This is a genomic window from Pseudomonas prosekii, assembly GCF_900105155.1.
Taxonomy (GTDB): domain Bacteria; phylum Pseudomonadota; class Gammaproteobacteria; order Pseudomonadales; family Pseudomonadaceae; genus Aquipseudomonas; species Aquipseudomonas prosekii.
In genome coordinates this window covers 6,002,919-6,027,603 of record NZ_LT629762.1, presented here as the reverse complement: position 1 = coordinate 6,027,603, position 24,685 = coordinate 6,002,919, and the positions used below count along the sequence as shown (strand labels likewise).

Genomic DNA, 24,685 nt, shown 5'->3' with positions numbered 1-24,685 from the left:
CATTTTTTAAGGATTCACCATGATTCCCAATGACGAACAATCACAAATCAGCGAAGCCGCCCGGCAGTTTGCTCAGGAGCGGCTGAAGCCGTTTGCCGCAGAATGGGACCGCGAGCATCGCTTTCCGAAAGAGGCCATCGGCGAAATGGCCGAGCTGGGCTTCTTCGGCATGCTGGTGCCGGAACAGTGGGGCGGTTGCGACACCGGTTATCTGGCTTACGCCATGGCCCTGGAAGAAATCGCCGCGGGCGACGGCGCCTGCTCGACGATCATGAGCGTGCACAACTCGGTGGGTTGCGTGCCGATTCTCAAGTACGGCACCGACGAACAGAAACAACGCTTGCTCACACCACTCGCCAGCGGCGCAATGCTCGGCGCGTTTGCGTTGACCGAACCGCAGGCCGGTTCCGATGCCAGCGGCCTGAAAACCCGCGCGCGGTTGGAAGGCGATCATTACGTGTTGAACGGCTGCAAACAGTTCATCACGTCCGGGCAGAACGCCGGGGTGGTCATCGTGTTCGCCGTCACCGATCCGGGCGCGGGCAAACGCGGGATCACCGCGCTGATCGTGCCGACCGATTCACCGGGCTACAAAGTCGCGCGGGTCGAAGACAAACTCGGCCAGCACGCCTCGGACACCTGCCAGATTCTGTTTGAAGACGTCAAAGTGCCGGTCGCCAACCGCTTGGGCGAGGAGGGCGAAGGTTACCGCATCGCCCTGGCCAACCTTGAGGGCGGACGCGTCGGCATCGCCGCGCAATCGGTGGGCATGGCCCGCGCCGCGTTCGAAGCCGCGCGCGATTATGCCCGTGAGCGCGAAAGTTTCGGCAAGCCGATCATCGAACACCAAGCGGTGGCCTTCCGTTTGGCTGACATGGCGACGCAAATCGCCGTCGCCCGGCAAATGGTGCATTACGCAGCAGCACTGCGCGACAGCGGCAAACCGGCGCTGGTCGAAGCCTCGATGGCCAAGCTGTTCGCCTCGGAAATGGCCGAAAAAGTCTGCTCCAGCGCGTTGCAAACCCTCGGCGGATACGGTTACCTCAACGACTTCCCGCTGGAACGAATCTACCGCGACGTGCGCGTGTGCCAGATCTACGAAGGCACCAGCGATATTCAGCGCATGGTTATTTCGCGCAATCTTTAATAAGGAATTCTGTATGTCTTACGAAACGATTCTCCTGGAAACCCAGGGCCGCGTCGGTCTGATCACGCTCAACCGGCCACAAGCGCTGAATGCCTTGAACGCGCAACTGGTCAGCGAACTGAACCACGCTCTCGATGGCCTCGAAGCCGATTCGAACATCGGCTGCATCGTGCTCACCGGTTCGAAGAAAGCCTTCGCCGCTGGCGCCGACATCAAGGAAATGGCCGAGCTGACGTATCCGCAGATCTACCTCGACGACCTGTTCAGCGACAGTGATCGGGTGGCCAACCGCCGCAAGCCAATTATCGCTGCGGTCAACGGTTTTGCCCTTGGCGGTGGCTGTGAACTGGCGCTGATGTGCGACTTTATCCTCGCCGGCGACAACGCCCGGTTCGGCCAGCCGGAAATCAACCTCGGCGTGCTCCCGGGCATGGGCGGCACCCAGCGCCTGACCCGCGCGGTGGGCAAGGCCAAAGCCATGGAAATGTGCTTGAGCGGGCGGTTGATCGATGCAGTGGAAGCGGAGCGTTGCGGGATTGTCGCGCGGATCGTGCCGGCGGATGAATTGCTCGATGAGGCGCTGAAAGTCGCGACGTTGATTGCGAAGAAGTCGTTGCCGATCGCGATGATGGTCAAGGAAAGCGTCAACCGCGCGTTTGAAGTGAGCCTGTCGGAAGGCGTGCGCTTCGAGCGCCGAGTGTTCCACGCGGCGTTCGCGACGCAGGATCAGAAAGAAGGGATGGCGGCGTTTATCGCCAAGCGCGAGGCTGAGTTTCAGGGCAAGTGAGGTAGCTTCTGAGCGGACGTCATCGCGAGCAAGCTCGCTCCCACATTCGATCTCTGGTGAACACAACATCTGTGAACACCGGAGATCCGTGTGGTGAACACAACATCTGTGAACACTGGAGATCCCTGTGGGAGCGAGCTTGCTCGCGATGCTTTCAGGCCATCACAGCAGATATTGTTGAACGTTCCCACGCTCCGCGTGGGAACGTTCATTCAGACCAGATAGTTTTTCAATTCGCGAGCAATCACCATTCGCTGGATCTCGCTCGACCCTTCGTAAATCTGCGTGATCCGCGCATCCCGGTAATAACGCTCTACCGGGTAATCCTCCAGGTAGCCATAACCGCCATGAATCTGGATCGCCGAAGAGCAGACCTTTTCGGCGATTTCCGAGGCAAACAACTTCGCCTGCGAAGCTTCCGACAAACACGGTTTACCGGCGCTGCGCAGCCGCGCGGCGTGGAGGACCAGCAACCGCGCCGCGTTCAGCCGTGTGTGCATGTCGGCGAGCATGTTGGCGATGCTTTGGTGTTCATTGATGGTCTTGCCGAACTGCACTCGATCGCGCGAATAGGCCAGCGCCGCTTCAAACGCCGCACGCGCAATGCCCAGTGCTTGCGCGGCGATGCCGATGCGCCCGCCTTCAAGGTTGGACAGGGCGATGGCCAGGCCTTTGCCGCGCTCGCCCAGCAGATTGGCTTCGGCAATCGTGCAATTGCTCAGCGTCACCGCGCAGGTGTCGGAGGCGCGGATGCCCATTTTGTGCTCGGTGCGGTCGACGATAAACCCCGGGGTATCGGTCGGCACCAGAAACGCCGAGATTCCGCGTTTGCCCAGGTCCGGGTCAGTCACCGCGAACACAATCGCCAGTTTTGCGCGTTTGCCGTTGCTGACAAACTGCTTGGCGCCGTTAATCACCCACTGGCCGTCGCGCAGTTCGGCGCGGGTGCGCAGGTTGTGCGCTTCGGAGCCGGCTTGCGGTTCAGTCAGGCAAAAACAGCCAATCGCCTGACCACTGGCGAGGTCCGGCAACCAGGTTTTTTTCTGTTCTTCAGTGCCGTAATTGAGCACCGGGCCGCAACCCACCGAGTTGTGAATGCTCATCAGCGCGCCCGTGGCGCCATCACCGGCAGAAATCTCTTCCACGGCCAAGGCATAGGCAACGTAGTCGACATAAGTGCCGCCCCATTCTTCCGGCACCACCATGCCCAGCAAGCCCAACTCGCCCATCTTCGCCACCAGACCGTCGTCGATCCAGCCAGCCTTTTCCCAGGCTTGCGCGTGGGGCGCGATTTCGCCACGGGCAAAGTCCCGGGCCATGTCGCGGATCATCACTTGCTCTTCGCTTAATTCGATATCGTGCATGACTCAGTTCCCGCTCTGCGCAAAACCACTGAAGAAACTCTCGACGTGCTCGGCGTGCAGCGCCTGCAAGGTCGGCGGGTTCCAGCGCGGTTGTTTGTCTTTGTCGATCAGCAAGGCGCGCACGCCTTCGATCAGGTCGCCACGGTCGAACCATTGACGGTCCAGGTGCAGCTCGAGGGCGAAGCATTGTTCCAGGCTCAACTTGCGTCCGCGCCGGAGCATTTCCAGGGTCACGCCCATGGCCAGCGGTGAACGGCTTTCCAGCAGATCGGCGGTGGACTTGGCCCATTCGTGGCTGTTGGCGACCGTCACTTCGCGCATTTGCTCGACCATGCTCGCGACATCCGGCAGGCCGAAGAAGTGGTCGATGGCCGGGCGCAGCGCACTCAGCGGCGCGTCGGGCAATTGCTGCGCGGCGATTTTCGCCAGCGCGCCTTGCAGGTCCTTGAGTGGCGTTTCGTGCCATTCCAGATGATCGAGTAGCTCATCGAGCTGACCCAGTCTGGCGCTTTCCAGGTACCAGTCGGCCAAGCCGCAATACAGCGCGTCCGCCGCGCGAATCTGCACGCCGCTGACGCCGAGGTAAATCCCCAGTTCGCCCGGAATGCGCGACAGAAAGTAGCTGCCGCCGACGTCGGGAAAATAGCCGATGGCCACTTCCGGCATCGCCAGTCGGCTGCGCTCGGTGACCACGCGCAGGTCGGCGCCTTGCACCAGACCCATGCCGCCGCCAAGGACAAAACCGTCCATCAGCGCGAGGACCGGTTTGCGGTAGTGGTGGAGTGTGAGGTCGAGGGCGTATTCCTCGACGAAGAAATCTTCGTGCAGCGTGTCGCCGTTTTTGTAGCTGTCGTACAGCGAACGAATGTCGCCGCCGGCACAGAAGGCCTTCTCGCCGGCACCGCGTAACACCACGGCGTTGACCTGCGGATCTTCGGCCCAGGCGTCGAGTTGGCGTTGCAGGCGCCGGACCATGTCGAGGGTGATCGCATTGAGGCCGGCGGGGCGATTCAGGGTCAGGTGACCGATATGGTTGCGAACCTCGGCCAGAACGGCATTTTGCATGGCATCCATGGCTTTGATCTCCTTAGATGAAACCTGAGCAGTCATCGATAACTCCCTGCTTTTATTGTTCTTTTATATACGCGCTCGCGCGCGAGCGATGCCGGATCGTAACAGTGCAATTTTGCGATGTACAACCGGGATACGTGCAGGTTCTTTCTGCATTTTTACCTTAGCGCAAAATCCGAAGATCGCCCCTGAACACTTTTGCGACAGCCACGGAAAACCCTGTGGGAGCTGAGCTTGCTCGCGATTTCAATCTTTCAGGCACATCGATGGTGTCTGAAAGGACGCTATCGCGAGCAAGCTCGGCTCCCACAGGAGTCGGGGGGTTAGTGAAGTATTGCGGGGTGTCAGGTTCTGCTGCTGAGCACTTCGCTGATGCTGCGGCGTTTGGCGTGCAGTTCGCTGGCGTGGATCAGTTGTTCGAGGTCTTCGGGGGTGACGTCAATAAAGGCTTCCATGTCCGCCAGGGCCCGTTTCAAATCCTCGGCGGTGATCGCCTGACTGTCGGCCGAAGGCAGCACTGGCGCGGGTTCCGCCGGGCGTTTTGGATAACGAATCCGCGTCAGGTTGTTGTACGCCAACGCACTCAGCAGCATCGCTGCCGCACTGAGCATCACCGGCGCGAGGGCTTTCCAGTCCAGCGCGATAGTCGCCGGGTCGGCCAGCACCAACAGCAGCGCCAACGCTCCGGCCGGCGGATGCAGGCAACGCAACCAGCACATCAAGACCACCGCCATTCCCGCCGCCAGACACGCGCTGCCCAACGTGCGCCCGAGCACATGCGCGACCAGCAGCGAGACCACGCCGGCGCTGAAATAGCCGCCGAGAATCGACCACGGCTGGGCGAGGGCACCGGAAGACACCGCGAACAGCAACACCGCCGACGCACCCAACGGGCCGACCAAATGCTGCGCGACCTGAATGCCAAACACCTGGCTGCACAACCAGACGCTGAACAGCGTGCCGAGGGACATGCCGATGGCAGCGCGGCTCCATTCGGAGGGACGGGTATTGATGGCGGCAGGTAACCAGCGAGCAAGCATGATGACGAATGTTCCGTGACAAAAAGTGAGGCAAAAAAAAGGCTTAACTGGGAAACCCAGAAAGCCCTTGAAGGTGTCCCTGCTATTGGGGGAGGAACGCGCACAGTTTGCCGCGCCTGCAAGCTGCTGACAAATTCATATTAATGCAGCTTCAGTGCAGTTCTATTGCAGTGAAGCCACGCGACGCCCGGCGAGGAAACACAATGACCCGCCAATCGCGGTCAATCCACACAGCGCGTAGAACATGGTCGGCGCCGGTGTGTGCATCAACAGAAAGCCGCAAATCACCGGGCTCAACGCGCCGCCCAGCGCCGCGAGATTTTGCGCGCCGTAATAACTGCCGCGCAATTCTTCCGGGGCCAGGGTGTCGACGAAGAGGAATTCCGCCGGGTAAATGATCATCTCGCCGAGAGTGAAGATGAACATCGCCACGCACCAGCTCACCAGACTGTCGGCGATGCTGAAGCCGATCAGCCCGAGCACAAACAGGCTGGTGCCACCGGCAATCCAGTAGCGCAATTGCTCGCGTTTGAGGAAACGCCCGATCTGGTACTGCAGCAAAATCACGCTGAGCGCATTGCAGGCGAGCAGGGCGGCCATGGTTTGCAGGGCGCGTTTGGAATCCTGGGTCACCAGCAGGTATTGCGACAGGTACAAGGTGAAACGGCCGTGGACCACGGTGCTGAACAGGCAACCGAGGGTGAACATGATCAGCGTGCGGTCGTTCTTCAGGGTGGTCAGGGTTTTCAGAAAACTTTGCGGCTGGCCGATCGCGGGCTTCTGCGCCGGATCTTTGGGAATGCCGCTCATCAGGAAAATGCTGAAAAACGCGATGCCGCCAGCGATCAGGAACGGCGCAATCGGATAGACCCCGGCGATCACCACACCAAGCATCGGGCCCGTGGCGTAGCCGATGTTGGTCAAGGTGTAACGCAAGGAAAACGCCTTGGCGCGTTGGCCCATGGGCAGGTTTTCGCTGAGGATCGCCTTCGAGCCGATCAGGAATAACGCTGAGGCAGTTTCGGTGATCACCAGGGTCGCGGTGGTCAGGTAAAGGTTGTCGGCGAACGTCAGCAAGACGAAACCGATGGCGCTGGAGAGCATGGCGAGGATCAGCAAACGGCGCTTTTCCAGGCGATCGATGATGTAGCCGCCGTACAGCGCCAAGAGTGTGGCGATGAACACGGCGATGCCCAGCAGCAGACCGACGTCCTGTTGGTTGAGCCCGAGTTTGTTGCTGAGGAACAGCGTGAGCAACGGACTGGTGATGGCGCGGCTGACGACGATGGTCAGCGAGCAGATCATCAAGCGGCGGATAACGAGCGAGTAAGTGGCCACGGTGGGGCAAATGTCCTTATTTAATGAAGATCGTTCGCATGCTCGGCGTGGGAGTGCGTCGATGGAGGCTTTGCGTCCGCTTTTGGAACGCGCAGCGTCCCGGGCTGCATTCCCACGCGGAGCATGGGAACGATCGCACTCACGACAGCCATTATCGGGATCACCTCGCTCATCACTGGTAATGCCGGTAGTGGCGTTCATACACCGCCGCCGGGTGATCCTCGGTGACCTTCACCGCCGAATCCGCCCACCATTGCGCGACTTCGCCAGCGCTGGCAATCCATACGTCGTTGTGCTGCTGAATGCCCGCCAGCAACTCGCGTAACACGCCGATTCTGCCGGGTGTGGCGATGATTTCCGGGTGCAACCGCAGCACGTAGCACAGGCCAAAACGGTGAAACCCGGCGAAGTCCATTTGCAGGTTGCCCAGGGTGTGGCTGTACGACGCGATCCGCGATTGCGCCGGCGGCACCGCCGGGCTGAGGTTGAAGGCGAAGTACGGTTCGTCTTCCAACTCGTAATGCAGCGGCAGTTCGATCACCTCTGGTGCGGTCGGGTGGGCGAAGGGCAGGTCATCGCCGCGCCACGAAGACGACCAGCGAATCCCTTGATCCCTCAACGCCTCGATAAAGCCCGGCGCGCCGTTGCCCGCGGGAATGCGGAAACCGACGGGGCGCTGGCCGGTCAGCGCGGCGAGGGCGGCGCAACCCTTGGCGATGTCGGCGCTTTGCTCGGCCAACGACAGGTTGTCGTAGTTCTGATGGCGATAGCCGGCGCAGGCGATTTCGTGTCCGCCGGCCTGAATGGCTTTGAGGTGTTCGGGATTTTCTTCGGCGACGATTCCGGGAATGCACCAACTGCTCGACACGCCCAGTTCGGCGAATAACCCGAGCAAACGCTCGACCCCGCGCTGGCTGCCGTAGCGCCACACGGACAGGGTTTTGTCGCGCCCTGCGACTTCCGGGGCTTGGGTGAGGATGCCGTGGATGTCGTTGTAATCGACGGTCAGCACCACGGCGCAGCGATAACCTTCGGGCCAGACGCTTTCGGGCCAGACAATGCGATCAGTCATGGTGATGCTCCTTCAGCCACCATTGGGCGACATCGCGGCACGTGGCGAACCACACGTCATCGCGCTGGCGCATGTGTTCGAAGAGTTTTTCCAGCAACAGGATGCGCCCCGGTTTGCCGGTGATCTTGGGGTGGAACAGGGTGGTCAGGCACAGCCCTTCGTCCATCGCGCCGTCGAATTCGCGGCACCAGTTGTCGAGGGTCAGTGCGTAACTGGCGGTGCGATCCAGGCCCGACGGGAAGTCCGGCGCGCGGGTATAGGCGAGGGAGGCGTAGTCGTCCATTTCCCAGCGGCCGGGGATTTCCACCAGTGGCGTGTCGAACCCGGGGACGTTGACCAGGTACGGCCGGTCATCGCCGCGCATGCTGCTGGAGTAGGTCACGCCGGCCTCCACGAGCATTGCCGGCGTTTCCGCGCGCCAGTCGCCGGACGGCGTGCGAAAGCCTTCGGCGCGGATGTTCAGGTGTTTCCAGAAGACGTCGCGGGACTTCTTCATCACGTCCTTTTGCTGTTCGAGCGTGAGGGCGTAGAAGGATTCGTGTTTGTAGCCGTGATAGGCGACTTCATGCCCGCGTTCGACGATGGCCTGGCACTGTTTCGGCCAGTTTTCCACGACCCACGCGGGGACGAAGAAGGTCGTCGGGATGTTGAAGGCGTCGAGTAGATCGAGAATGCGCGGCAGCGCGCGGTAAGGGCCGTAACCGCCGAAACCGAAGTATTCGGGTTTGTGCCAGATCGAGCCATTGAGCATCGCATCGCCGGTCGGGCCATCGAGGTCAAAGGCCAGCGCCAGGCAGGCCCCGTGCGGCGCCGGCCAGGTGGGTTGTATCGAGGAGGACATCAGTGGCACCCCAGCAATTTTCGTTTAAACACCGCCCCCCGTAGGAGCGAGGCTTGCCCGCGAAGAGGCCGGCACATTCAATATCTTCGTTGCCTGACCCACCGTTATCGCGAGCAGGCTCACTCCTACATTGGATTTTGGGCGGATCACAACCTGTGCCTCACCGCCAACCCCTGTGGGAGCGAGCTTGCTCGCGATGAGGTCGGCACATTCAACATCTCTGTCGCCTGACCCACCGCTATCGCGAGCAAGCTTTGCTCCTACATGGGTTGCAACCCTTCCAGGACTATTTACCGGCGTTGATGGTCACGGTTTTGATCGCGCCCAGTTCCAGGTCCCACTTTTTCAGGATGGTCTGGTAGCTGCCGTCGTCGATCATGCTTTGCAGCGCGACTTTCACTGCTTCGCTCAACTCGGGTTTTTTCTTGCTCACGCCCAGACCGGTGAACTGCACGGAAATCGGCAGGCCGACGGTTTTGTACATGTCCTTTTCCTGCGTCTTCAGGTAGGACAGCGTCTCGCTGCCCTGCATCGCCGCGTCAATCCGGCTCTGACGCAATTGCGCGCGGGCGTCTGCCGAGCCTTCGGTGCCGATCACCACGATCGCCGGTTTGCCCGCCGCTTCGCAATTGGCCTGGCTGTACGCGGCGATTTCCGCCGGGAACGTGGTGCGGCGGCTGGTGCCGACTTTCTTGCCGCACAGATCAGTGATTTCGTTGAAATCCTTGTTCTTCTGCAAGGTGTAGAACTGCGGGCCGCTGGTGAAATAGTCAACAAACGTCACGCTGGCCTGGCGCTCGGCGGTGTCGGTCATGCCCGAGAGCACCATGTCGACGCGGTCAGTGGTCAGCGCGTTGATCATTTGCTCGAAGCCGGTTTCCTGCCATTTGATCTTCACGCCCAGCCGCTCGGCCAGCGCGTTGCCCAGGTCATAGTCGAGGCCGGTCAGGGTGTTGGTGGCCGGATCCTTGAAATCCATCGGCGGGTAGTTTGGCATGATCGCCACAACGATCTCGCCTTTTTCCTTGATGTTCGCCGGCAACTCGGCGGCGTAGGAGACGCTGGAAGCCATCAGGCCGGCGAGTACTGCAGGGATTACGAAATTCTTCATGGTCGTTCTCTTTTGAGTGTTTTGACGCAGCTCTTGGTAGCGAGGCTGGCGCTTAGGTTCGAACGGCAGAAATGAAGCTTTGGGTGCGCGGGTTTTGCGGACTTATTAGTATTTCTTCGGGGCTTCCAGCCTCCACGATCTGCCCGCCGTCCATAAACACCATTCGGTTGGACACTTCGCGAGCGAAGCCCAGTTCATGGGTGACGACGATCATGGTCATGCCGGTTTGCGCCAGATCGCGCATCACCGACAGCACCTCACCGACCAGTTCCGGGTCGAGTGCCGAAGTGGGTTCATCGAACAGCATCAGCTTGGGGCGCATGGCCAACGCGCGGGCAATCGCCACGCGTTGCTGCTGACCGCCGGACAATTCAATCGGGTAGCTGTTGCGTTTGTCGGCGAGGCCGACGCGGGCGAGCAATTCCACGGCTTCTTCGTGCGCTTCTTTGGGCGAACGTTTGAGTACCTGGCACGGGCCTTCGATGATGTTTTGCAGCACGGTCATGTGCGGAAACAGATTGAAACGCTGGAACACCATGCCGGTCGACAGGCGCTGGCGGGCGATCTGCGATTCATTGAGTTCGTGCAGCTTGTTGCCGACGACGCGATAACCAACCAGCTCGCCATCGACCCAGAGGCCGCCCTTGTCGATTTTCTCCAGTTGATTGACGCAGCGCAGCAAGGTGCTTTTGCCCGAGCCGGACGGGCCAATGATGCACAGCACTTCGCCTTGTTCGACTTCGATGTTGATGTCCTTGAGCGCGTGAAACTGGTCGTAATACTTGTTCAGGCTGACGGCCTTGACGATGTTTCTCATGATCGACTCCTCAAGAACGCTTGCCGGCGCCGCGAGCGAAACGACGCTCCAGACGGCTTTGGCCAAAGGACAGCACGGTGACCGCAACCAGGTACCAGATACCGGCGACGATCAGCAGTTCCATGACCCGGGCGTTGGCGTAGTAGATGTTCTGCGCGTTGTAGAGCAGCTCCGAGTACTGGATGACGCTGGCCAGCGAGGTCATTTTGACCATGCCGATAAACTCGTTGCCGACCGGCGGAATGATGATGCGCATGGCTTGCGGCAGGATGATCCGGCGCAACGCTTGCAGGCGCGGCATGCCGATCGACTTGGCCGCTTCATACTGGCCGGTGTCCACCGACAACAACCCGGCGCGCACCACTTCGGCGGTGTAGGCGCCCTGGTTGATGCTCAGGCCGAGGAGGGCGGCGACAAACGGGGTCATCAGGCTCACGGTGTCCATTTCGAACAGGCCGGGGATGCCGATGGTGGGGAAAATCAGCGCCAGGTTGAACCACAACAGCAATTGCAGGATCAGCGGCGTGCCGCGAAACAGCCAGGTGTAAGTGAGCGCGACGTAACGCAGGATCGGGTTGGCCGACATGCGCATGATCGCGGTGATCACCCCGAAGACAATCCCCAGCGCCATTGCCAGCACGGCCATGACGATGGTGTTGAACAAACCCCACAAAATTGCTTGTGAGGTGACGAATTGGCCGATGTACGACCATTCGATCTTGCCTTCGGCGAAGGCGCGCACCAAACCGAGGATGGCGATGACGATGATGGTGGCGAAGAAGATCCGCCCGTAATAACGCCGTGGCACGTGGTGGTACTGGGTGATATCGAACTGGTTTTCCGCCAGTTTGCGCTCCGACTGGAGACGTTCTGCCTGAGTCTGGCTCATATGGGTTCTCCGTAAACTGGGTGATTCAGGCCAACCACAAATCCTTGTACAAGCTGAGCTTGCTCGCGAAAGCGGTGGGTCATTCAGCATTGATGCCGACTGATACGACCTCTTCGCGGGCAAGCCTTGCTCCTACAGGTTCTGTGTCTGGCTCGGCCCTTGTGGGAGCTGAGCTTGCTCGCGAAAGCGGTGGGTCATTCAGCATTGATGCCGACTGATACGGCCTCTTCGCGGGCAAGCCTTGCTCCTACAGGTTCTGTGTCTGGCTCGGCCCTTGTGGGAGCCGAGCTTGCTCGCGAAAGCGGTGGGTCATTCAGCATTGATGCCGACTGATACGACCTCTTCGCGGGCAAGCCTTGCTCCTACAGGTTTTGTGTCTGGCTCGGCCCTTGTAGGAGCTGAACTTGCTCGCGAAAGCGGTGGGTCATTCAGCATTGATGCCGACTGATACGACCTCTTCGCGGGCAAGCCTTGCTCCTACAGGGTTTGTGTCGTGTTCAGAGGCGGAAGCCGTTGTAATTTTCGGTCCACGTGTGTTGCGCGGCGAGGGCGGTTTTCAGGCGGGCGATCTGCTCGCGCACCTGTTGCGGCGCGGTGCCGCCCCAGCCACTGCGCGCGGCGATGGCCGCTTCCAGAGTCAGGCTGTCGCGTACCTCGGCGGTCAAACGCGGATCAATCTCCGCCAGCAACGCCGGCGACGCTTCCCACAATTCAATGTCATGTTTCTCACAGGCCTGAACCAACGCGCCGGTGATTTCATGCGCTTCCTTGAACGGCACACCGCGCATCGCCAACCAGTCCGCGACTTCGGTGGCAAGGGTGAAGCCCAGTGGCGCCTGACGCCGCAGCTCTTCAACGTTGACCTTCATGGTCGCAACCATCCCGGCCATGGCCGGCAGCACCAGCAGCAGCGTGTCGACACTGTCGAGCACGCCGTTTTTGTCTTCACTCAAGTCGCGGTTGTACGACAGCGGCAGGGATTTGAGCGTCGAGAGCAGACCGGTAAGGTTGCCAATCAGCCGCCCAGCCTTGCCGCGCGCCAATTCGGCGATGTCCGGGTTCTTCTTCTGCGGCATGATCGAGCTGCCCGTCGCGTAGGCATCGTCCAGCGCAACCCAGCGAAATTGCCGCGACGACCATAGGCAAAATTCCTCGGCGAGGCGCGAAATGTTGATCCCGAGCATGCTCGCGATAAACAGGAATTCGGCGACGTGGTCGCGGCTGGCGACGGCATCGATGGAGTTTTCGCAGACGCCGCTGTAACCCATTTCTTTCGCCGATTGCTGCGGCAGGCGCGCAATCGCCGAGCCGGCCATCGCCGCCGCGCCGAGTGGCGACAGCGAGGTGCGATTATCCCAGTCGACCAGACGCTGCACGTCGCGCAGCATCGATTGCGCGTGTGCCAGCAAATGGTGGGCGAAAACAATTGGCTGGGCTTGCTGCAAGTGGGTGAAACCGGGGCAAATGCTTTCGATATGTTGCTCGGCCTGCTCGACTAACGCTTGCTGCAATGCCAGCACTTCTACGGCCAGGGTGCGCACGTGATCACGCAGAAAAAGGCGTAGGTCGTTGGCGGTCTGGTCGTTGCGCGAACGCCCGGCGCGCAGCTTGCCACCGAGGGCGCCGAGGCGTTCGGTGAGCAGGCGTTCGATGAAGGTGTGGACGTCTTCGTCGTCCAGCGTCGGGGCTATGCGGCCGGCGCGGAAATCAGTGCCAATGCGCTCCAGCGCGTCGAGCATGGTCAGGGTTTCCTGCTCGCTCAACAGCCCGGCGCGTTGCAATTCACGGGCATGCGCTTTGGAACCGGCGAGGTCGTACGGGGTGAGGCGAAAGTAGCGCTCAGGGCAACGGGACAGGGCCGCCAGGGCTGCGGATGGGCCGCTTTTGAAGCGCGCTCCCCAGAGACGGTCGGTGTTTTGCGACATTGTTGTTTTCCTCGTCGGTAGAGCGAACTGATCGATGTGCCAGAAGCTCGAATAACCACCACGAATCAATCGGGCGGAGTCAGGCCAAAGCAGTATTCAAAGGGGCAGTTGCGAAGGAGCGAGAACTGATCGAAGTGTCAGTTTTTAATGGTGCTAAATCAGTGAGTTGGCAGTCAGGTACGGAATTGATCAGCGGTTGCCAAGCCTTGTTTTCTGTGTTCATTATTATTGGCCAGCTATGTTTTTGTTGTTGGACACAGAGTGTTGAATAGGGCGCCAGAGGTAAATAAGCATTATGGAAACCCCACTTTCCAATTCCGGAAACCCGCCGCCAAAGCCGACTCAGCGGGCGCCGTTGGCGCTCAGTGGGCTGGATTTCAAATTGCTCAAAGTGTTCAAGGCAGTGGTCGAGGCCGGTGGCTTCAGCGCCGCGCAGAACGAATTGAATGTGGGCCTGGCAGCCATCAGCAAACAGATTTCCGACTTGGAGATTCGCATCGGCATGCGTCTGTGCACCCGAGGGCGAGAGGGTTTTCACCTGACCGAAGAAGGCCGGCTGGTGTATCAGGCGTCGATTGATCTGTTTGCCTCGGTCGATAACTTTCGGGATCGCCTTAGTTCAGCGCAGAACGAACTAATCGGTGATCTGGGGGTGGGCGTTATTGACAATACGATTACGGACCCAAACTCTCCGTTAGTTGCTGCGCTTAAGCGCCTGAATGATCAGTCGCCGAAAGTCAGGTTTCAACTTCAGGCATCACAGTTGGATGAAGTAGAGCGGGGTGTTGTTGAGGGGCGTCTAGTGGCTGGTATTGTTCCGGTTTATCAGAAACGTGAGGAGTTCGATTACTACGCCTTATATGAAGAACGCTCCGAGATTTACTGCGCGCTCGGGCATCCGTTGTTCGAGGTGCCGGACGCCGAGATCAGCAGCCAGATGCTCAAGGACCACGAGTGCGTCAACCACCGATATGCGATTCATCGGGACAAGCTCAACTTTGCTCGGTACGACAGTTTTTCCGCCTCGGCCACCCAGGTCGAAGCCGTGGCGTTGCTGATCAAGACCGGGCGTTTTATCGGTTTTCTGCCGCAACATTACGCGGCGACGCTGGTGGCGCAAGGGCAGTTTCGCGCGCTACGGCCGGAGCTGATCAACATTGTTACGCCGTTCAATCTGATCCTGCGGCACAACACCGTGCGCAGCCCGCTGGTCAAAGCGTTTGCGCAAGCACTGGGCGTCGACCTGAAAGCCCCGATTTAACGTACACACAACCCCTGTAGGAGCAGAGCTTGCTCGCGAAGGCGTCATTACATTCAACATCAATGTTGCCTGACATGGCCTCACCCCCCCTGTAGGAGCAGAGCTTGCTCGCGAAGGCGTCGTTACATTCAATATTAATGTTGGCTGATACGGCCTCTTCGCGAGCAAGCTCCGCTCCTACAGGGGAGTGGGTTTTCAGTTGCCCGGCGGTATGTCCGAAAAACGATTTGCATCAATAAGTTGCCGGGTATTTTAAGAGCGGGTTCGGGTTGACATTTTTCGTTTCGCTGGTCAGCTTGTAGCGCGGCTATCGGTCGCGAGCGAACTCTTTAGTTATTGTGTTGAACCGCTTTTTTCCAAGGTTTTTTTCGTTTGATTGACTTACCGGATGATGAACTCAAGGGCGCCAAAGCCAACCCGTTGACCGTGTATCTGGCGCGCCTGGCGCCTTCCAGCCAACTGACCATGCGTTATGTATTGCAAGACGCGGCGGACCGTTTGGGCTTCGAAGACATGAACATCGAGGAGATCCCCTGGCATCAACTGCAGCCGGAGGATGTCATCGCGTTAGTGGCTGCGCTGCGCACTGACGGTTATGCGCCGAATACTTCGTCGCTGTATGTGAACGCGGTACGTGGGGTGATGAACGAAGCGTGGCGCATGAGCCTGATCAGTCAGGAACACCTGCTGAAAATGCGTTCGGTGCAGGGCATCACGGGTACACGTTTGTCGCAGGGACGAAATCTCAAACGCACGCTGATTCAGGAATTGATGGAAGTCTGCGCGGCGGATCCGCGGCCACAAGGCTTGCGCGATGCGGCGATTATCGCGGTGTTGTACGGCTCGGGAATGCGCAAGTCGGAATCGGTGAATCTGGATCTGAATCAGGTCGATTTCCACGAGCGCAGTTTGCGTGTGACGGCCAAGGGCAATAAACAGTTGATCAAATACGCGCCGGCGTGGGCATTTACCAAGTTGGAGGCGTGGCTTGAGTTGCGCCGTTCGCAGTTGGGCGAGGGTGTTGAGGACGATGGGTTTCTGTTCAACCGTATCCGTCGCGGCAGCCACATTACCCGCGAGCGTATTACCAAACATGCGATTTACTACATCGCCCGCCAGCGTGGCGCGCAGGTTGGCGTGAAGATCATGCCGCACGATTTCCGCCGTTCGTTTATCACTCGGGTGATTGAAGAACACGACTTGTCGATCGCGCAGAAACTCGCGCACCACAGCAACATCCAGACCACCGCCAACTACGACGTCCGCGACGACAACGAACGCCGCCGCGCCGTGGACCGCTTCGATTTGTAGGAACCCAATTCCCCCTGATCAACTCTGCGCCGGGCAGCCACGCTGGCTGGCGGCCGCCTGGCTAATCACCGCGGCCAAACGCTTGACGTTGTTTTGCTGCGCCGTCACCAGATCTTCGATCGACGGCCCCGAGGGCGTTTGCAAGGTGCTGCGGCACGTCACCAATGCGCTATCGCCGGCGCCCAGCGGACGCAGACGCCATTTGACGTCGATCAAACCATACTGCCCAGGAATCGAATCAAAGCGCTGCACGTCCACGCGCAACGACACTTTGTGCTGCGGGTTGGCGTTGGACAACTGATCAACCAGCGCACTGCGCAACTCATCCGCGAGGCTCGCGCCCCACCAATCGGTTTCGAGAATCGCCAGACCACTGTTGCCTTGGCGAATCACAATCTGTGCCCGATCAACCTGCGGCGGCACGCTGATGCCTTCGATGCGAATCTCCTCGCCATTGCCGCGCGCCGGTTGCGCCGGGGTCAGCGTATGAAACTGAATCGGGTCGCTGCGACACGCCGTCAACAGCAACAACGCGGCGAGCAAGGTAATCTTCGGCGAAAAAGCCATGGGTGTTGCTCCTGTGGTCAGTTACGCGGTGGACCTTGCAAGTCGTTCGGGGCTGCGTTGTCGGGACGCCCGCGCAGCAGCGATTCCGGATGGCGGCCAAGGTAATCCGAGAGTTCACGCAGTGAGCGCGACATCCGTTTCAGTTCGTCCAGGGTCTGGGTGATCTGTTCGCGCTGCGGCGAATCTTCGGCCAACGTCGAACTGGCCGAATTCAGCGTTTTGCTCACATCCGCCAGCGTCGATTGCACGCCGGGCAAGGTTTTCGCGTTGAACTGCGTCAATCCTTTGCGCAACTCGACGAGGTTGCTGTCGAGGTTGCTGGCAATGCGTTCGACCGGCAATTTGTTGATCTTGTCGACCATCGCCTGCAGCTTGCCTTGCAACTCTTCCAGGCTGCCCGGAATGGTCGGAATGCTCACCGGCCGCACGCTCGGGTCGAAGGCGACTTTCTCCGCTTTCGGGTAGAAATCCAGCGAGATATACAGCTGGCCGGTCAGCAGGTTGCCACTGCGGGCCTGCGCGCGCAGACCGTTCTCGATAAACGTGCCCATCAGCCGCACGCCGGCCGCTTCGTCGTTGGGATCATGCATCAGCGCCTTGACCATTTTGGTGTGCGCCTGACCCAGCCGTTGCGGGTAAATGACGATGCCAACGTTGACCGGGAAACTGCGTTTTTTCTCGTCGAAATCAAGATTGATCGACACCACCCGGCCAATTTCCATGCCGAGGAATTCCACCGGTGCGTTGACTTTGAGCCCGCGCAACGCCTGATCGAAACGCAGGCTCAGGTATTGCGGCTTGCCGTTGGGCGGGGCGAGGGCGGTGACCTGGTCGTCGAACAGCTCGAAGGTTTTTTCCTCGGTCGCCGGCTGATCGTTGGGGCTGTACTCCGGCGCACGGAATGCGACGCCGCCGACCAACAGCGATGACAACGATTCAGTCTTCACCGCGAAGCCATTGGCGCCGATGTTCAAGTCGATGCCGCTGGCGTTCCAGAATCGCGTGTTCTCGGTGACATAGGCGTCGTTCGGCGCGTGGATGAACAGCTCGATATTCACGCCTTTACCGTCACCATCCAGCGCATAAGCCACCACTTGGCCGACCTGGATTTTGCGGTAGTAAACCGGCGAGCCGATGTCCAGCGAACCGAGGTCCTGGGAATGCAGGGTGAAGCGCTTGCCGGGTTCGCCGTAAGTGATCGGCGGCGGGTTTTCCAGGCCTTTGAAATTCTTCGCGCGACCGTTGGCGTGACCGATATCGGCGCCGATGTAATCGCCGGACAGCAAGGTGTCGATGCCGGATACGCCGCCCGCGCCGATGCGCGGGCGCACGACCCAGAATTGCGAGTCTTCGCGGGTGAAGGTTTCAGCCTGTTTCGACAGTTTGATGGTGGCGTCGACACTTTTCTGATCGTCGCTCAGCTCGACTTCGGAGACGTGGCCGATCACCACGTTGCGGTATTTGACTTCGGTTTTGTTGGCGGTCAAACCGTTGCCGGTCTTGAACGTGATGACGATGGTCGGGCCTTCCTGCATGAGGGTGTGCACCACCAGCGAGATGCCCACCAGCACGGCGACGATCGGCACGATCCACACCAGCGAAACGCTGAAACGACGAGTCTTTATACTGGCCTGACCCGGGGCTTGCGGCCCGTCAGTGGCTTGCGACTTCATCCGTGACCTCCTCGTTGTGGGGCGATTTATCCCAAATCAGGCGTGGATCGAAACTCATCGCCGAGAACATGGTGAAGACCACCACCAGACCGAAAAAAAGAATGCCCGGCCGTGGCTCGATATCGGCCAGGGCCTGGAATTTCACCAGCGACGCCACCAGCGCAACGACGATCACGTCGAGCATCGACCAATAACCGATGACTTCGACGAAACGGTAAAGCTTCGCACGCTCCTTGCGCGCCCAACCGCTGTCGCGTTGCACGGTGATCAGCAGCAGTGTCAGGGCAACGAACTTGATCCCAGGCACGGCGATGCTGGCGATGAAAATGATCAGGGCAATGTCCCACGCGCCGGCCTGCCAGAACTCCAGCACGCCGCTCATGATCGTGCTGTCGGCGCCGGCACCGACCATTTTGGTGTTCATCACCGGCAGCAGATTGGCCGGCACGTAAAACGCCAGCGCGGTGAACATGAAGGCCCAGGTCCGCGCCAGTGAGTTGACCTTGCGCCGATGCAACGGCGCGCCGCAGCGTTCGCATTCGTGCGGCTCGCCTGTGGTGTCACACGCCATGCCGCAGCTGTGGCAAAGGCACAGATCGAGTTGGCTGGCGAGCGGCGGCGTGCTCATAGGTCGTCCCACAAATCACGGATATCGCGTCCGGCGATGCGGATCATCATCAGGCTGAGGATCGCCAGGGCGAACAGGCCGATGCCTGGCAGCACGTCGAGTAGCCCGGCGAGTTTGATCACCGCAACCATCGCGCCGAGCAGGCAGACTTCGAGCATGCTCCACGGGCGCAGGGTTTCCAGCCAGCGCATGCAGAAACTGAAACCCGGCGAGCGCTGGCGGTTCAGGGCGAAACCCAGGACCCAGATCAACAGGATCAGCTGGATGATTGGCGCGATGATCATTGAGATCGCCGCGACCAGCGCAATAAAGGTGATCGGCCCGAGGCTCAGCGCGACCACCGAATCCCACAGCGTCGCGCTGTTTTTCAGGCCCTGGAGGCTGATGCTCATGACCGGGTAGAAATTGGCAAAAATCCACAGCATCAGCGCGGTGAGGGTCAGCGCCAGGCGTTGCTGCAATGTCAGGCCGTTATAACGCTGGAGCACGCCGCCGCAGCGGGTGCACAGGGTTTTCTGATGTTTGGCGAGCATGACTTTTTCAAACACGCAGTCGCAGTGCTCGCAGATGATCAACTGGTCATTCTTGGCCATGGGTCGCATTCGCAAGGAGGCAGGAAAGTCAGAGCACCTCCTCAATATAGAAGTGCCTCGCGATAGAGCAAATCGAAAGGCTGATTAAAGGGATGGGAGGACCGACGACGAGATATTCGTTTAACGCGACGGTGAGGCTGAAACCACCTGCGCTTTTGTAGGAGCTGAGCTTGCTCGCGAAGGCGGTGGGTCAGCCGATATAAATGTCTGCTGACCCGACGCTTTCGCGGGCAAGCCTCGCTCCTACGGGGGTGGGGGTTGCCGGGCGTTTCCTTGCGCGCTCAGCGGCTAGCCGAGCATTTCGCGCAGGCGATACCAGAACATGCCGAGGGCCAGCAGCGGCGAACGCAAGGCGCGGCCGCCGGGGAAGGTCATGTGCGGCACCGCGCTGAACACGTCGAAACCCCGGCTGTGACCGGCGTGAATCGCTTCGCCCAGCAACTTGGCGCACCAGTGGGTGACGTTGAGGCCATGGCCGGAATAACCCTGGGCGTAAAACACGTTCGGGTGCTGGCTCAAGCGGCCAATCTGCGGAAAGCGGTTGGCGGAAATACCGATCTTGCCGCCCCACTGATAGTCGATGCGCACATCCGCCAGTTGCGGGAACACCTTGAGCATCGCCGGGCGCATATAAGCGCCGATGTCCGACGGATCGCGCCCCGAGTAATGACACGCGCCGCCGAACAGCAATCGCCGGTCCGCCGAGAGCCGATAGTAATCCAGCCCGACTTTCTGATCACACAACGCCAGGTTCTGCGGGATCAACTGTGCGGCAAGATCCAGCGGCAACGGTTCGGTGGCGATGATGTAACTGCCGGCCGGCAGCACTTTGCCGCTGAGTTTCGGTTCGAGTTCTTCCAGATGCGCGTTGCAGCCGAGCACCAGACTGCCCGCGCGCACTGTGCCGCCGGCACAACGAACCTGCACCGTGCTGCCATGGATAATCTCCAGCACCGCACTCTGCTCAAAAATCCGCACGCCCAGCGATTGCGCCAGTTGTGCTTCGCCGAGCACCAGGTTGAGCGGGTGCAAATGCCCCGAGCCCATGTCGATCAGACCACCGGCATACACTGCGGAATCGACCACTTGCTGACGAATCTGCTCGGGCGCCACCAGCCGCGTTTCATGCGCATAACCCTGCGCGAGCAGTTCCTCCTGCTCGACTTTGAACGCAGCAAACTGCGCCGGCGTATTAGCCAATTCGCAGAAACCCCAGCGCAGGTCGCAATCGATCCCGTGTTGCTCGATGCGATTGCCCACCAGCGCCACCGATTCAACCCCGGCGCGCTCCATGTAACGCACGCCTTCCTCGCCGACATAACGGGCAAAACCGCTGACGTCGTGGCCAATCCCGCGAATCAACTGCCCGCCATTGCGCCCACTGGCGCCCCAGCCAATCCGCCGCGCCTCGAGCAAAATCACCGAGAGCCCACGCTGCGCCAGTTCGATCGCGGTGTTGACCCCGGTAAATCCGCCGCCAATCACGCACACGTCGGCCTCAAGGTCTGAGGCCAGCGAAGGGTAGGGCGCCATGGCTTTCGCCGTGGCGGCGTAATAGGAATGGGCGTGTTGGTCGCTGAACTGATTCATTTATTGGACTTCACTTTGCTCCAGGAACGGGTCATCAAACGCATGATCGCCTGGGGCGGGGTGGTAGAAATGTAAAGCTTGTCGAGCACCGCTTGCGGCGGATAAATCTCAGGGTTGTTCACCAGCGATTCATCCATGTATTGCTTGGCGGCCGGGTTCGGGTTGGCGTAACCCACCGCTGCGCTGACTTTGGCGATCACTTGCGGGTCGAGCAGGTAATTGATGAAGGCGTGCGCCTCTTGGGTGTTGCTCGCATCGGCCGGAATCGCCAGCAAATCGAACCACAAGTTACTGCCTTCTTTCGGAATGGCATAGGCGATGTTCACGCCGTTTTTCGCTTCCTTGGCTCGATTGGCAGCCTGGAACACGTCGCCGGAGTAACCGAACGCAACGCAGATGTCGCCGTTGGCCAGGTCGGACACGTATTTCGAGGAGTGGAAATAGGTGATGTACGGCCGAATGCTCAGCAGTTTGGCCTCGGCTTTTTTGTAGTCTTCCGCGTTTTCGCTGCGCGGGTCCATGCCCATGTAGTTGAGGATCGCCGGGAACACTTCGTCCGCCGAGTCCATCATCGACACGCCACAAGCGCTGAGTTTTTTCAGATTCTCCGGTTCGAACAGCACGGCCCAGGAATCGATGTGATCGATACCGAGCACTTGCTTGACCTTGTCGACGTTGTAACCGATGCCGTTGGTGCCCCACAGGTAAGGCACCGAATGCGCGTTCTCGGGATCGTTTTTCTCCAGCAGCGCCAGCAGTTTCGGGTCGAGGTTCTTGAAGTTCGGCAGCTGCGCGCGATCCAGTTTGAGGAACGCGCCGGCCTTTACCTGGCGGGCGAGAAAGTGGTTGGACGGCACCACCACGTCGTAACCGGTGCGCCCGGCGAGCAATTTGCCTTCCAGGGTTTCGTTGGAATCGAACACGTCATAAATCACTTTGATCCCGGTTTTCGCCTGGAAGTCGGCGAGGGTGGTCTCGCCGATGTAATCGGTCCAGTTGTAGACACTGACGCTCGGCGCGGCCTGCGCGCCGGCGCTGAACAAAACGGCCAATGCAGCCGGGACCATGGATTTCAATAGACGCATGACGACACCTCTTTGAGTTATTGGACTTTTTCAGGCGTTTCTTTGGTGTTCTGAAGGCTGTCATCGTGAGCAAGCTCGCTCCCACATTTGAAATGCGATGCCCTGTGGGAGCGAGCTTGCTCGCGATGGGGCCCTTATTGACTAGACGCTCAGCAACAGGAATTCACGCTCCCACGAGCTGATCACGCGTTTGAAGTTTTCGTGTTCGGCGCGTTTCACTGCGACGTAACCGCGCACGAATTTGCTGCCCAGATAACGCCCGACGGTTTCGCATTCTTCCATTTGCGTCAGCGCGTCTTCGATGGTGATCGGCAAACGCAGGTTGCGCCGCTCGTAAGCGCGGCCCTGCACCGCAGCGCTCGGCTCGACTTTTTCGACCATGCCCAGATAGCCGCACAACAGGCTCGCAGCAATTGCCAGATACGGATTGGCGTCGGCGCCGGGCAGGCGGTTTTCGACGCGCATCGAATCCGGCGTCGAGGTCGGCACGCGCAAACCGACGGTGCGGTTTTCTTCGCCCCATTCAACGTTGACCGGCGCCGACGTGTCCGGCAGGAAGCGGCGGAACGAGTTGACGTTCGGCGCGAACATCGGCAGCACTTTCGGAATGTACTTCTGCAAACCGCCGATGTGATGCAGGAACAGCTGGCTCATATTGCCGTCGGCGTCAGCGAAGATCGGCTGGCCGGTGGCGATATCGACCACGCTCTGGTGCAAGTGCATGGCGCTGCCCGGCTCATCGCCAATCGGCTTGGCCATGAACGTCGCGGTGACGTTGTGCTTGAGCGCCGCCTCGCGCAGGGTGCGCTTGAACACGGTGATCTGGTCCGCGAGGTCGAGCGCATCGCCGTGGCGGAAGTTGATTTCCATCTGCGCCGGGCCGTCTTCGTGGATCAGCGTGTCGAGGTCCAGGCCCTGGAGTTCGCACCAGTCGTAGACGTCTTCGAACAGCGGATCGAATTCGTTGGCGGCGTCGATGGAAAACGATTGCCGACCGCTTTCTGCACGCCCGGAACGCCCCAGCGGCGCCTTCAGCGGCAAGTCCGGGTCTTCGCAGCGTTGCGTCAGGTAAAACTCCATTTCCGGCGCAACAATCGGCTTCCAGCCCTTGTCGGTATAAAGCTGCAGTACTTTCTTCAGCACGTTGCGCGGCGACAGTTCGATCGGGTTGCCGAACTTGTCGAACGTGTCGTGGATGACGATAGCGGTCGGCTCGATGGCCCATGGAATCACATAAACGGCGTCCACCACTGGCCGGCACACCATGTCGATGTCGGCGGGGTCGAGCAGGTCGTAGTAGATGTCGTCGTCGACAAAATCCCCGGTTACTGTTTGCAAAAGCACACTTTCCGGCAGGCGCATGCCTCGCTCATTCAAGAACTTGTTAGTCGGCGCAATCTTGCCGCGAGCGATGCCGGTCAAGTCGCTGACCACACACTCGACTTCAGTAATCTTGTGATCTTTCAGCCACGTGAATAGCTGATCGAAAGGGACATTCATAAAGACCTCGTCGTTGGTTTGGGTAACGCCGGGGAGGGCGGTTTCGTCTGACAGACCCTTCCCCTGAAGCGCGTTGACGACTATCTTGGGCGAGCCTTGACGTTCCATCTATCCACTTTAAGCAGCACCAAAACGCACCAAACGAGTGCGTAAGGTCTCCCATGACAGTGTGCAATCCGCTCCAGGTCCAAGCGTTCAACACCGCCGATGTCGCCGAACAAATCCGCGCCACACCCGGTTGGGTCCAGCATTACCAGCAGATGTCACCGGGGCATTTCGCCGGGTTGGTGCGTTACCTGGACTTGCAGGGCGTAGAGATTTACGAAGAACACATGAACACCCGGGTCGAGCAGAATTTCAGCGCGCCACAGGGTTCACTGGCGTTCTGTTTTGATCGCAGCGACAACTCGCTGTACGTGTTGAATGGTGAAAGTCGCAACATCTGGATCACCCCGGAGAACTATCAAGAGATCGCCGTGGTGTTTGGTCCGGCGTTTGTCCAGCGCCATGGCTTGAGTGTCGCGCGGCTGGAAGGCTTGTTCATGTCGCCGCTCAATTGTCAGCAAAACGCCTTGTTCAGTCGCTGGCTCAGCGCAACGCTGACACGGCTGAACCAGACACTCGATCCGCCGAGCCGCGAAGCGCTGACCCTGCAATTGCTGGAAGACTGTTTGTACATTCTCGACAACGCGTGTGTGCGTCTGGATCGCGGCGGTTTACAGCGGCGCAGCGAAGAGCGCTCGATCATGAAACGCGTCGGCGAATGGGCCGCCGATGCGCCGGAAGAAACCCTTAACCTGCTAGAGCTTTCGCAGGTTGCCGGCGTGCCGTTGCGGCAGTTGCAACATGCGTTCAAGGCGTTTACCGGCATGACCCCGACGCATTGGCTGCGCCTGCGCCGACTGAATAGCGCGCATCGCGAATTGCTCAGCCGCAGCCCCCTGGAAACGACCGTCGCCGAAGTGGCGATGAACTGGTCGTTCTGGCATTTGGGGCGGTTTTCCAGCAGCTACCACGCGCTGTTCAAGGAATTGCCGAGCGAAACGCTGAGACGTGCCAGCCGAGTTAACTGAAT

The 24,685-nt window shown here is 59.7% G+C and carries 22 protein-coding genes; 5 read left to right on the top strand and 17 right to left on the bottom strand.

From position 1 onward, the window contains the following. The first annotated feature begins 19 nt into the window (after positions 1-19). On the top strand, positions 20-1,147 hold the full coding sequence (locus tag BLU01_RS27190) for an acyl-CoA dehydrogenase (RefSeq protein WP_092281284.1): 1,128 nt from the start codon (positions 20-22) through the stop codon (positions 1,145-1,147). 13 nt (positions 1,148-1,160) lie between these two features. Continuing rightward, complete coding sequence (locus BLU01_RS27185; RefSeq protein ID WP_092281282.1) at positions 1,161-1,934, top strand: enoyl-CoA hydratase; 774 nt, start codon at positions 1,161-1,163, stop codon at positions 1,932-1,934. Between the two features lie 212 nt (positions 1,935-2,146). Here BLU01_RS27185 and BLU01_RS27180 read toward each other — a convergent pair whose 3' ends face one another. From BLU01_RS27180 to argH, 10 genes are all read right to left on the bottom strand, one after another. Further along, the gene (locus BLU01_RS27180) at positions 2,147-3,298 is read right to left on the bottom strand and encodes an acyl-CoA dehydrogenase family protein (protein ID WP_092281281.1); all 1,152 of its coding nucleotides are present in this window, start codon (positions 3,296-3,298) and stop codon (positions 2,147-2,149) included. 3 nt (positions 3,299-3,301) lie between these two features. Beyond that, positions 3,302-4,408, bottom strand: a complete 1,107-nt coding sequence (locus BLU01_RS27175; RefSeq protein ID WP_092281279.1) for an enoyl-CoA hydratase/isomerase family protein — start codon at positions 4,406-4,408, stop codon at positions 3,302-3,304. Positions 4,409-4,713: 305 nt separating this feature from the next. Further along, positions 4,714-5,409 carry an HPP family protein gene (locus BLU01_RS27170; protein ID WP_092281277.1) on the bottom strand — a complete coding sequence of 232 codons (696 nt, stop codon included), beginning with the start codon at positions 5,407-5,409 and terminating at the stop codon, positions 4,714-4,716. Between the two features lie 162 nt (positions 5,410-5,571). Then, complete coding sequence (locus tag BLU01_RS27165; RefSeq protein WP_092281275.1) at positions 5,572-6,747, bottom strand: MFS transporter; 1,176 nt, start codon at positions 6,745-6,747, stop codon at positions 5,572-5,574. A gap of 172 nt (positions 6,748-6,919) precedes the next feature. Beyond that, complete coding sequence (locus tag BLU01_RS27160; protein WP_092281273.1) at positions 6,920-7,819, bottom strand: polysaccharide deacetylase family protein; 900 nt, start codon at positions 7,817-7,819, stop codon at positions 6,920-6,922. Continuing rightward, entirely contained in the window at positions 7,812-8,660 is an 849-nt protein-coding gene (locus tag BLU01_RS27155) for a polysaccharide deacetylase family protein (RefSeq protein ID WP_092281271.1), read from the bottom strand. The genes BLU01_RS27160 and BLU01_RS27155 overlap by 8 nt, the downstream gene beginning before the upstream one ends. A gap of 286 nt (positions 8,661-8,946) precedes the next feature. Next, positions 8,947-9,771 carry an ABC transporter substrate-binding protein gene (locus BLU01_RS27150; protein ID WP_092281269.1) on the bottom strand — a complete coding sequence of 275 codons (825 nt, stop codon included), beginning with the start codon at positions 9,769-9,771 and terminating at the stop codon, positions 8,947-8,949. Positions 9,772-9,823: 52 nt separating this feature from the next. Continuing rightward, complete coding sequence (locus tag BLU01_RS27145) at positions 9,824-10,588, bottom strand: amino acid ABC transporter ATP-binding protein (protein ID WP_092281267.1); 765 nt, start codon at positions 10,586-10,588, stop codon at positions 9,824-9,826. A 10-nt stretch (positions 10,589-10,598) separates the two neighbouring features. Then, on the bottom strand, positions 10,599-11,477 hold the full coding sequence (locus BLU01_RS27140; RefSeq protein WP_092281265.1) for an amino acid ABC transporter permease: 879 nt from the start codon (positions 11,475-11,477) through the stop codon (positions 10,599-10,601). 497 nt (positions 11,478-11,974) lie between these two features. Next, positions 11,975-13,402 (bottom strand): argininosuccinate lyase, encoded by a 1,428-nt coding sequence (gene argH, locus BLU01_RS27135; protein ID WP_092281263.1) that lies wholly within the window; start codon positions 13,400-13,402, stop codon positions 11,975-11,977. A 295-nt stretch (positions 13,403-13,697) separates the two neighbouring features. Between argH and BLU01_RS27130 the strand changes: the two genes are divergently transcribed. Then, the gene (locus BLU01_RS27130) at positions 13,698-14,663 is read left to right on the top strand and encodes a LysR family transcriptional regulator (RefSeq protein WP_092281261.1); all 966 of its coding nucleotides are present in this window, start codon (positions 13,698-13,700) and stop codon (positions 14,661-14,663) included. 465 nt (positions 14,664-15,128) lie between these two features. Continuing rightward, on the top strand, positions 15,129-15,974 hold the full coding sequence (locus BLU01_RS27125) for a site-specific integrase (RefSeq protein WP_231987188.1): 846 nt from the start codon (positions 15,129-15,131) through the stop codon (positions 15,972-15,974). 18 nt (positions 15,975-15,992) lie between these two features. Here BLU01_RS27125 and BLU01_RS27120 read toward each other — a convergent pair whose 3' ends face one another. From BLU01_RS27120 to BLU01_RS27090, 7 genes are all read right to left on the bottom strand, one after another. Beyond that, on the bottom strand, positions 15,993-16,541 hold the full coding sequence (locus BLU01_RS27120) for a PqiC family protein (RefSeq protein ID WP_092281259.1): 549 nt from the start codon (positions 16,539-16,541) through the stop codon (positions 15,993-15,995). 17 nt (positions 16,542-16,558) lie between these two features. Continuing rightward, positions 16,559-18,214 carry a PqiB family protein gene (locus BLU01_RS27115; RefSeq protein ID WP_092281257.1) on the bottom strand — a complete coding sequence of 552 codons (1,656 nt, stop codon included), beginning with the start codon at positions 18,212-18,214 and terminating at the stop codon, positions 16,559-16,561. Beyond that, complete coding sequence (locus tag BLU01_RS27110) at positions 18,195-18,842, bottom strand: paraquat-inducible protein A (RefSeq protein ID WP_092281255.1); 648 nt, start codon at positions 18,840-18,842, stop codon at positions 18,195-18,197. The genes BLU01_RS27115 and BLU01_RS27110 overlap by 20 nt, the downstream gene beginning before the upstream one ends. Further along, complete coding sequence (locus BLU01_RS27105; protein WP_092281253.1) at positions 18,839-19,435, bottom strand: paraquat-inducible protein A; 597 nt, start codon at positions 19,433-19,435, stop codon at positions 18,839-18,841. The genes BLU01_RS27110 and BLU01_RS27105 overlap by 4 nt, the downstream gene beginning before the upstream one ends. A gap of 288 nt (positions 19,436-19,723) precedes the next feature. Then, the gene (locus BLU01_RS27100) at positions 19,724-21,025 is read right to left on the bottom strand and encodes an NAD(P)/FAD-dependent oxidoreductase (protein ID WP_092281251.1); all 1,302 of its coding nucleotides are present in this window, start codon (positions 21,023-21,025) and stop codon (positions 19,724-19,726) included. Continuing rightward, positions 21,022-22,110, bottom strand: a complete 1,089-nt coding sequence (locus BLU01_RS27095; RefSeq protein ID WP_092281249.1) for a polyamine ABC transporter substrate-binding protein — start codon at positions 22,108-22,110, stop codon at positions 21,022-21,024. The genes BLU01_RS27100 and BLU01_RS27095 overlap by 4 nt, the downstream gene beginning before the upstream one ends. Before the next feature lie 141 nt (positions 22,111-22,251). Continuing rightward, complete coding sequence (locus BLU01_RS27090; RefSeq protein WP_092281760.1) at positions 22,252-23,610, bottom strand: glutamine synthetase family protein; 1,359 nt, start codon at positions 23,608-23,610, stop codon at positions 22,252-22,254. A gap of 161 nt (positions 23,611-23,771) precedes the next feature. On the opposite strand from BLU01_RS27090, the gene BLU01_RS27085 reads away from it, so the two are divergent. Further along, positions 23,772-24,683, top strand: a complete 912-nt coding sequence (locus BLU01_RS27085) for a helix-turn-helix domain-containing protein (RefSeq protein WP_092281247.1) — start codon at positions 23,772-23,774, stop codon at positions 24,681-24,683. Positions 24,684-24,685: the final 2 nt, after the last annotated feature.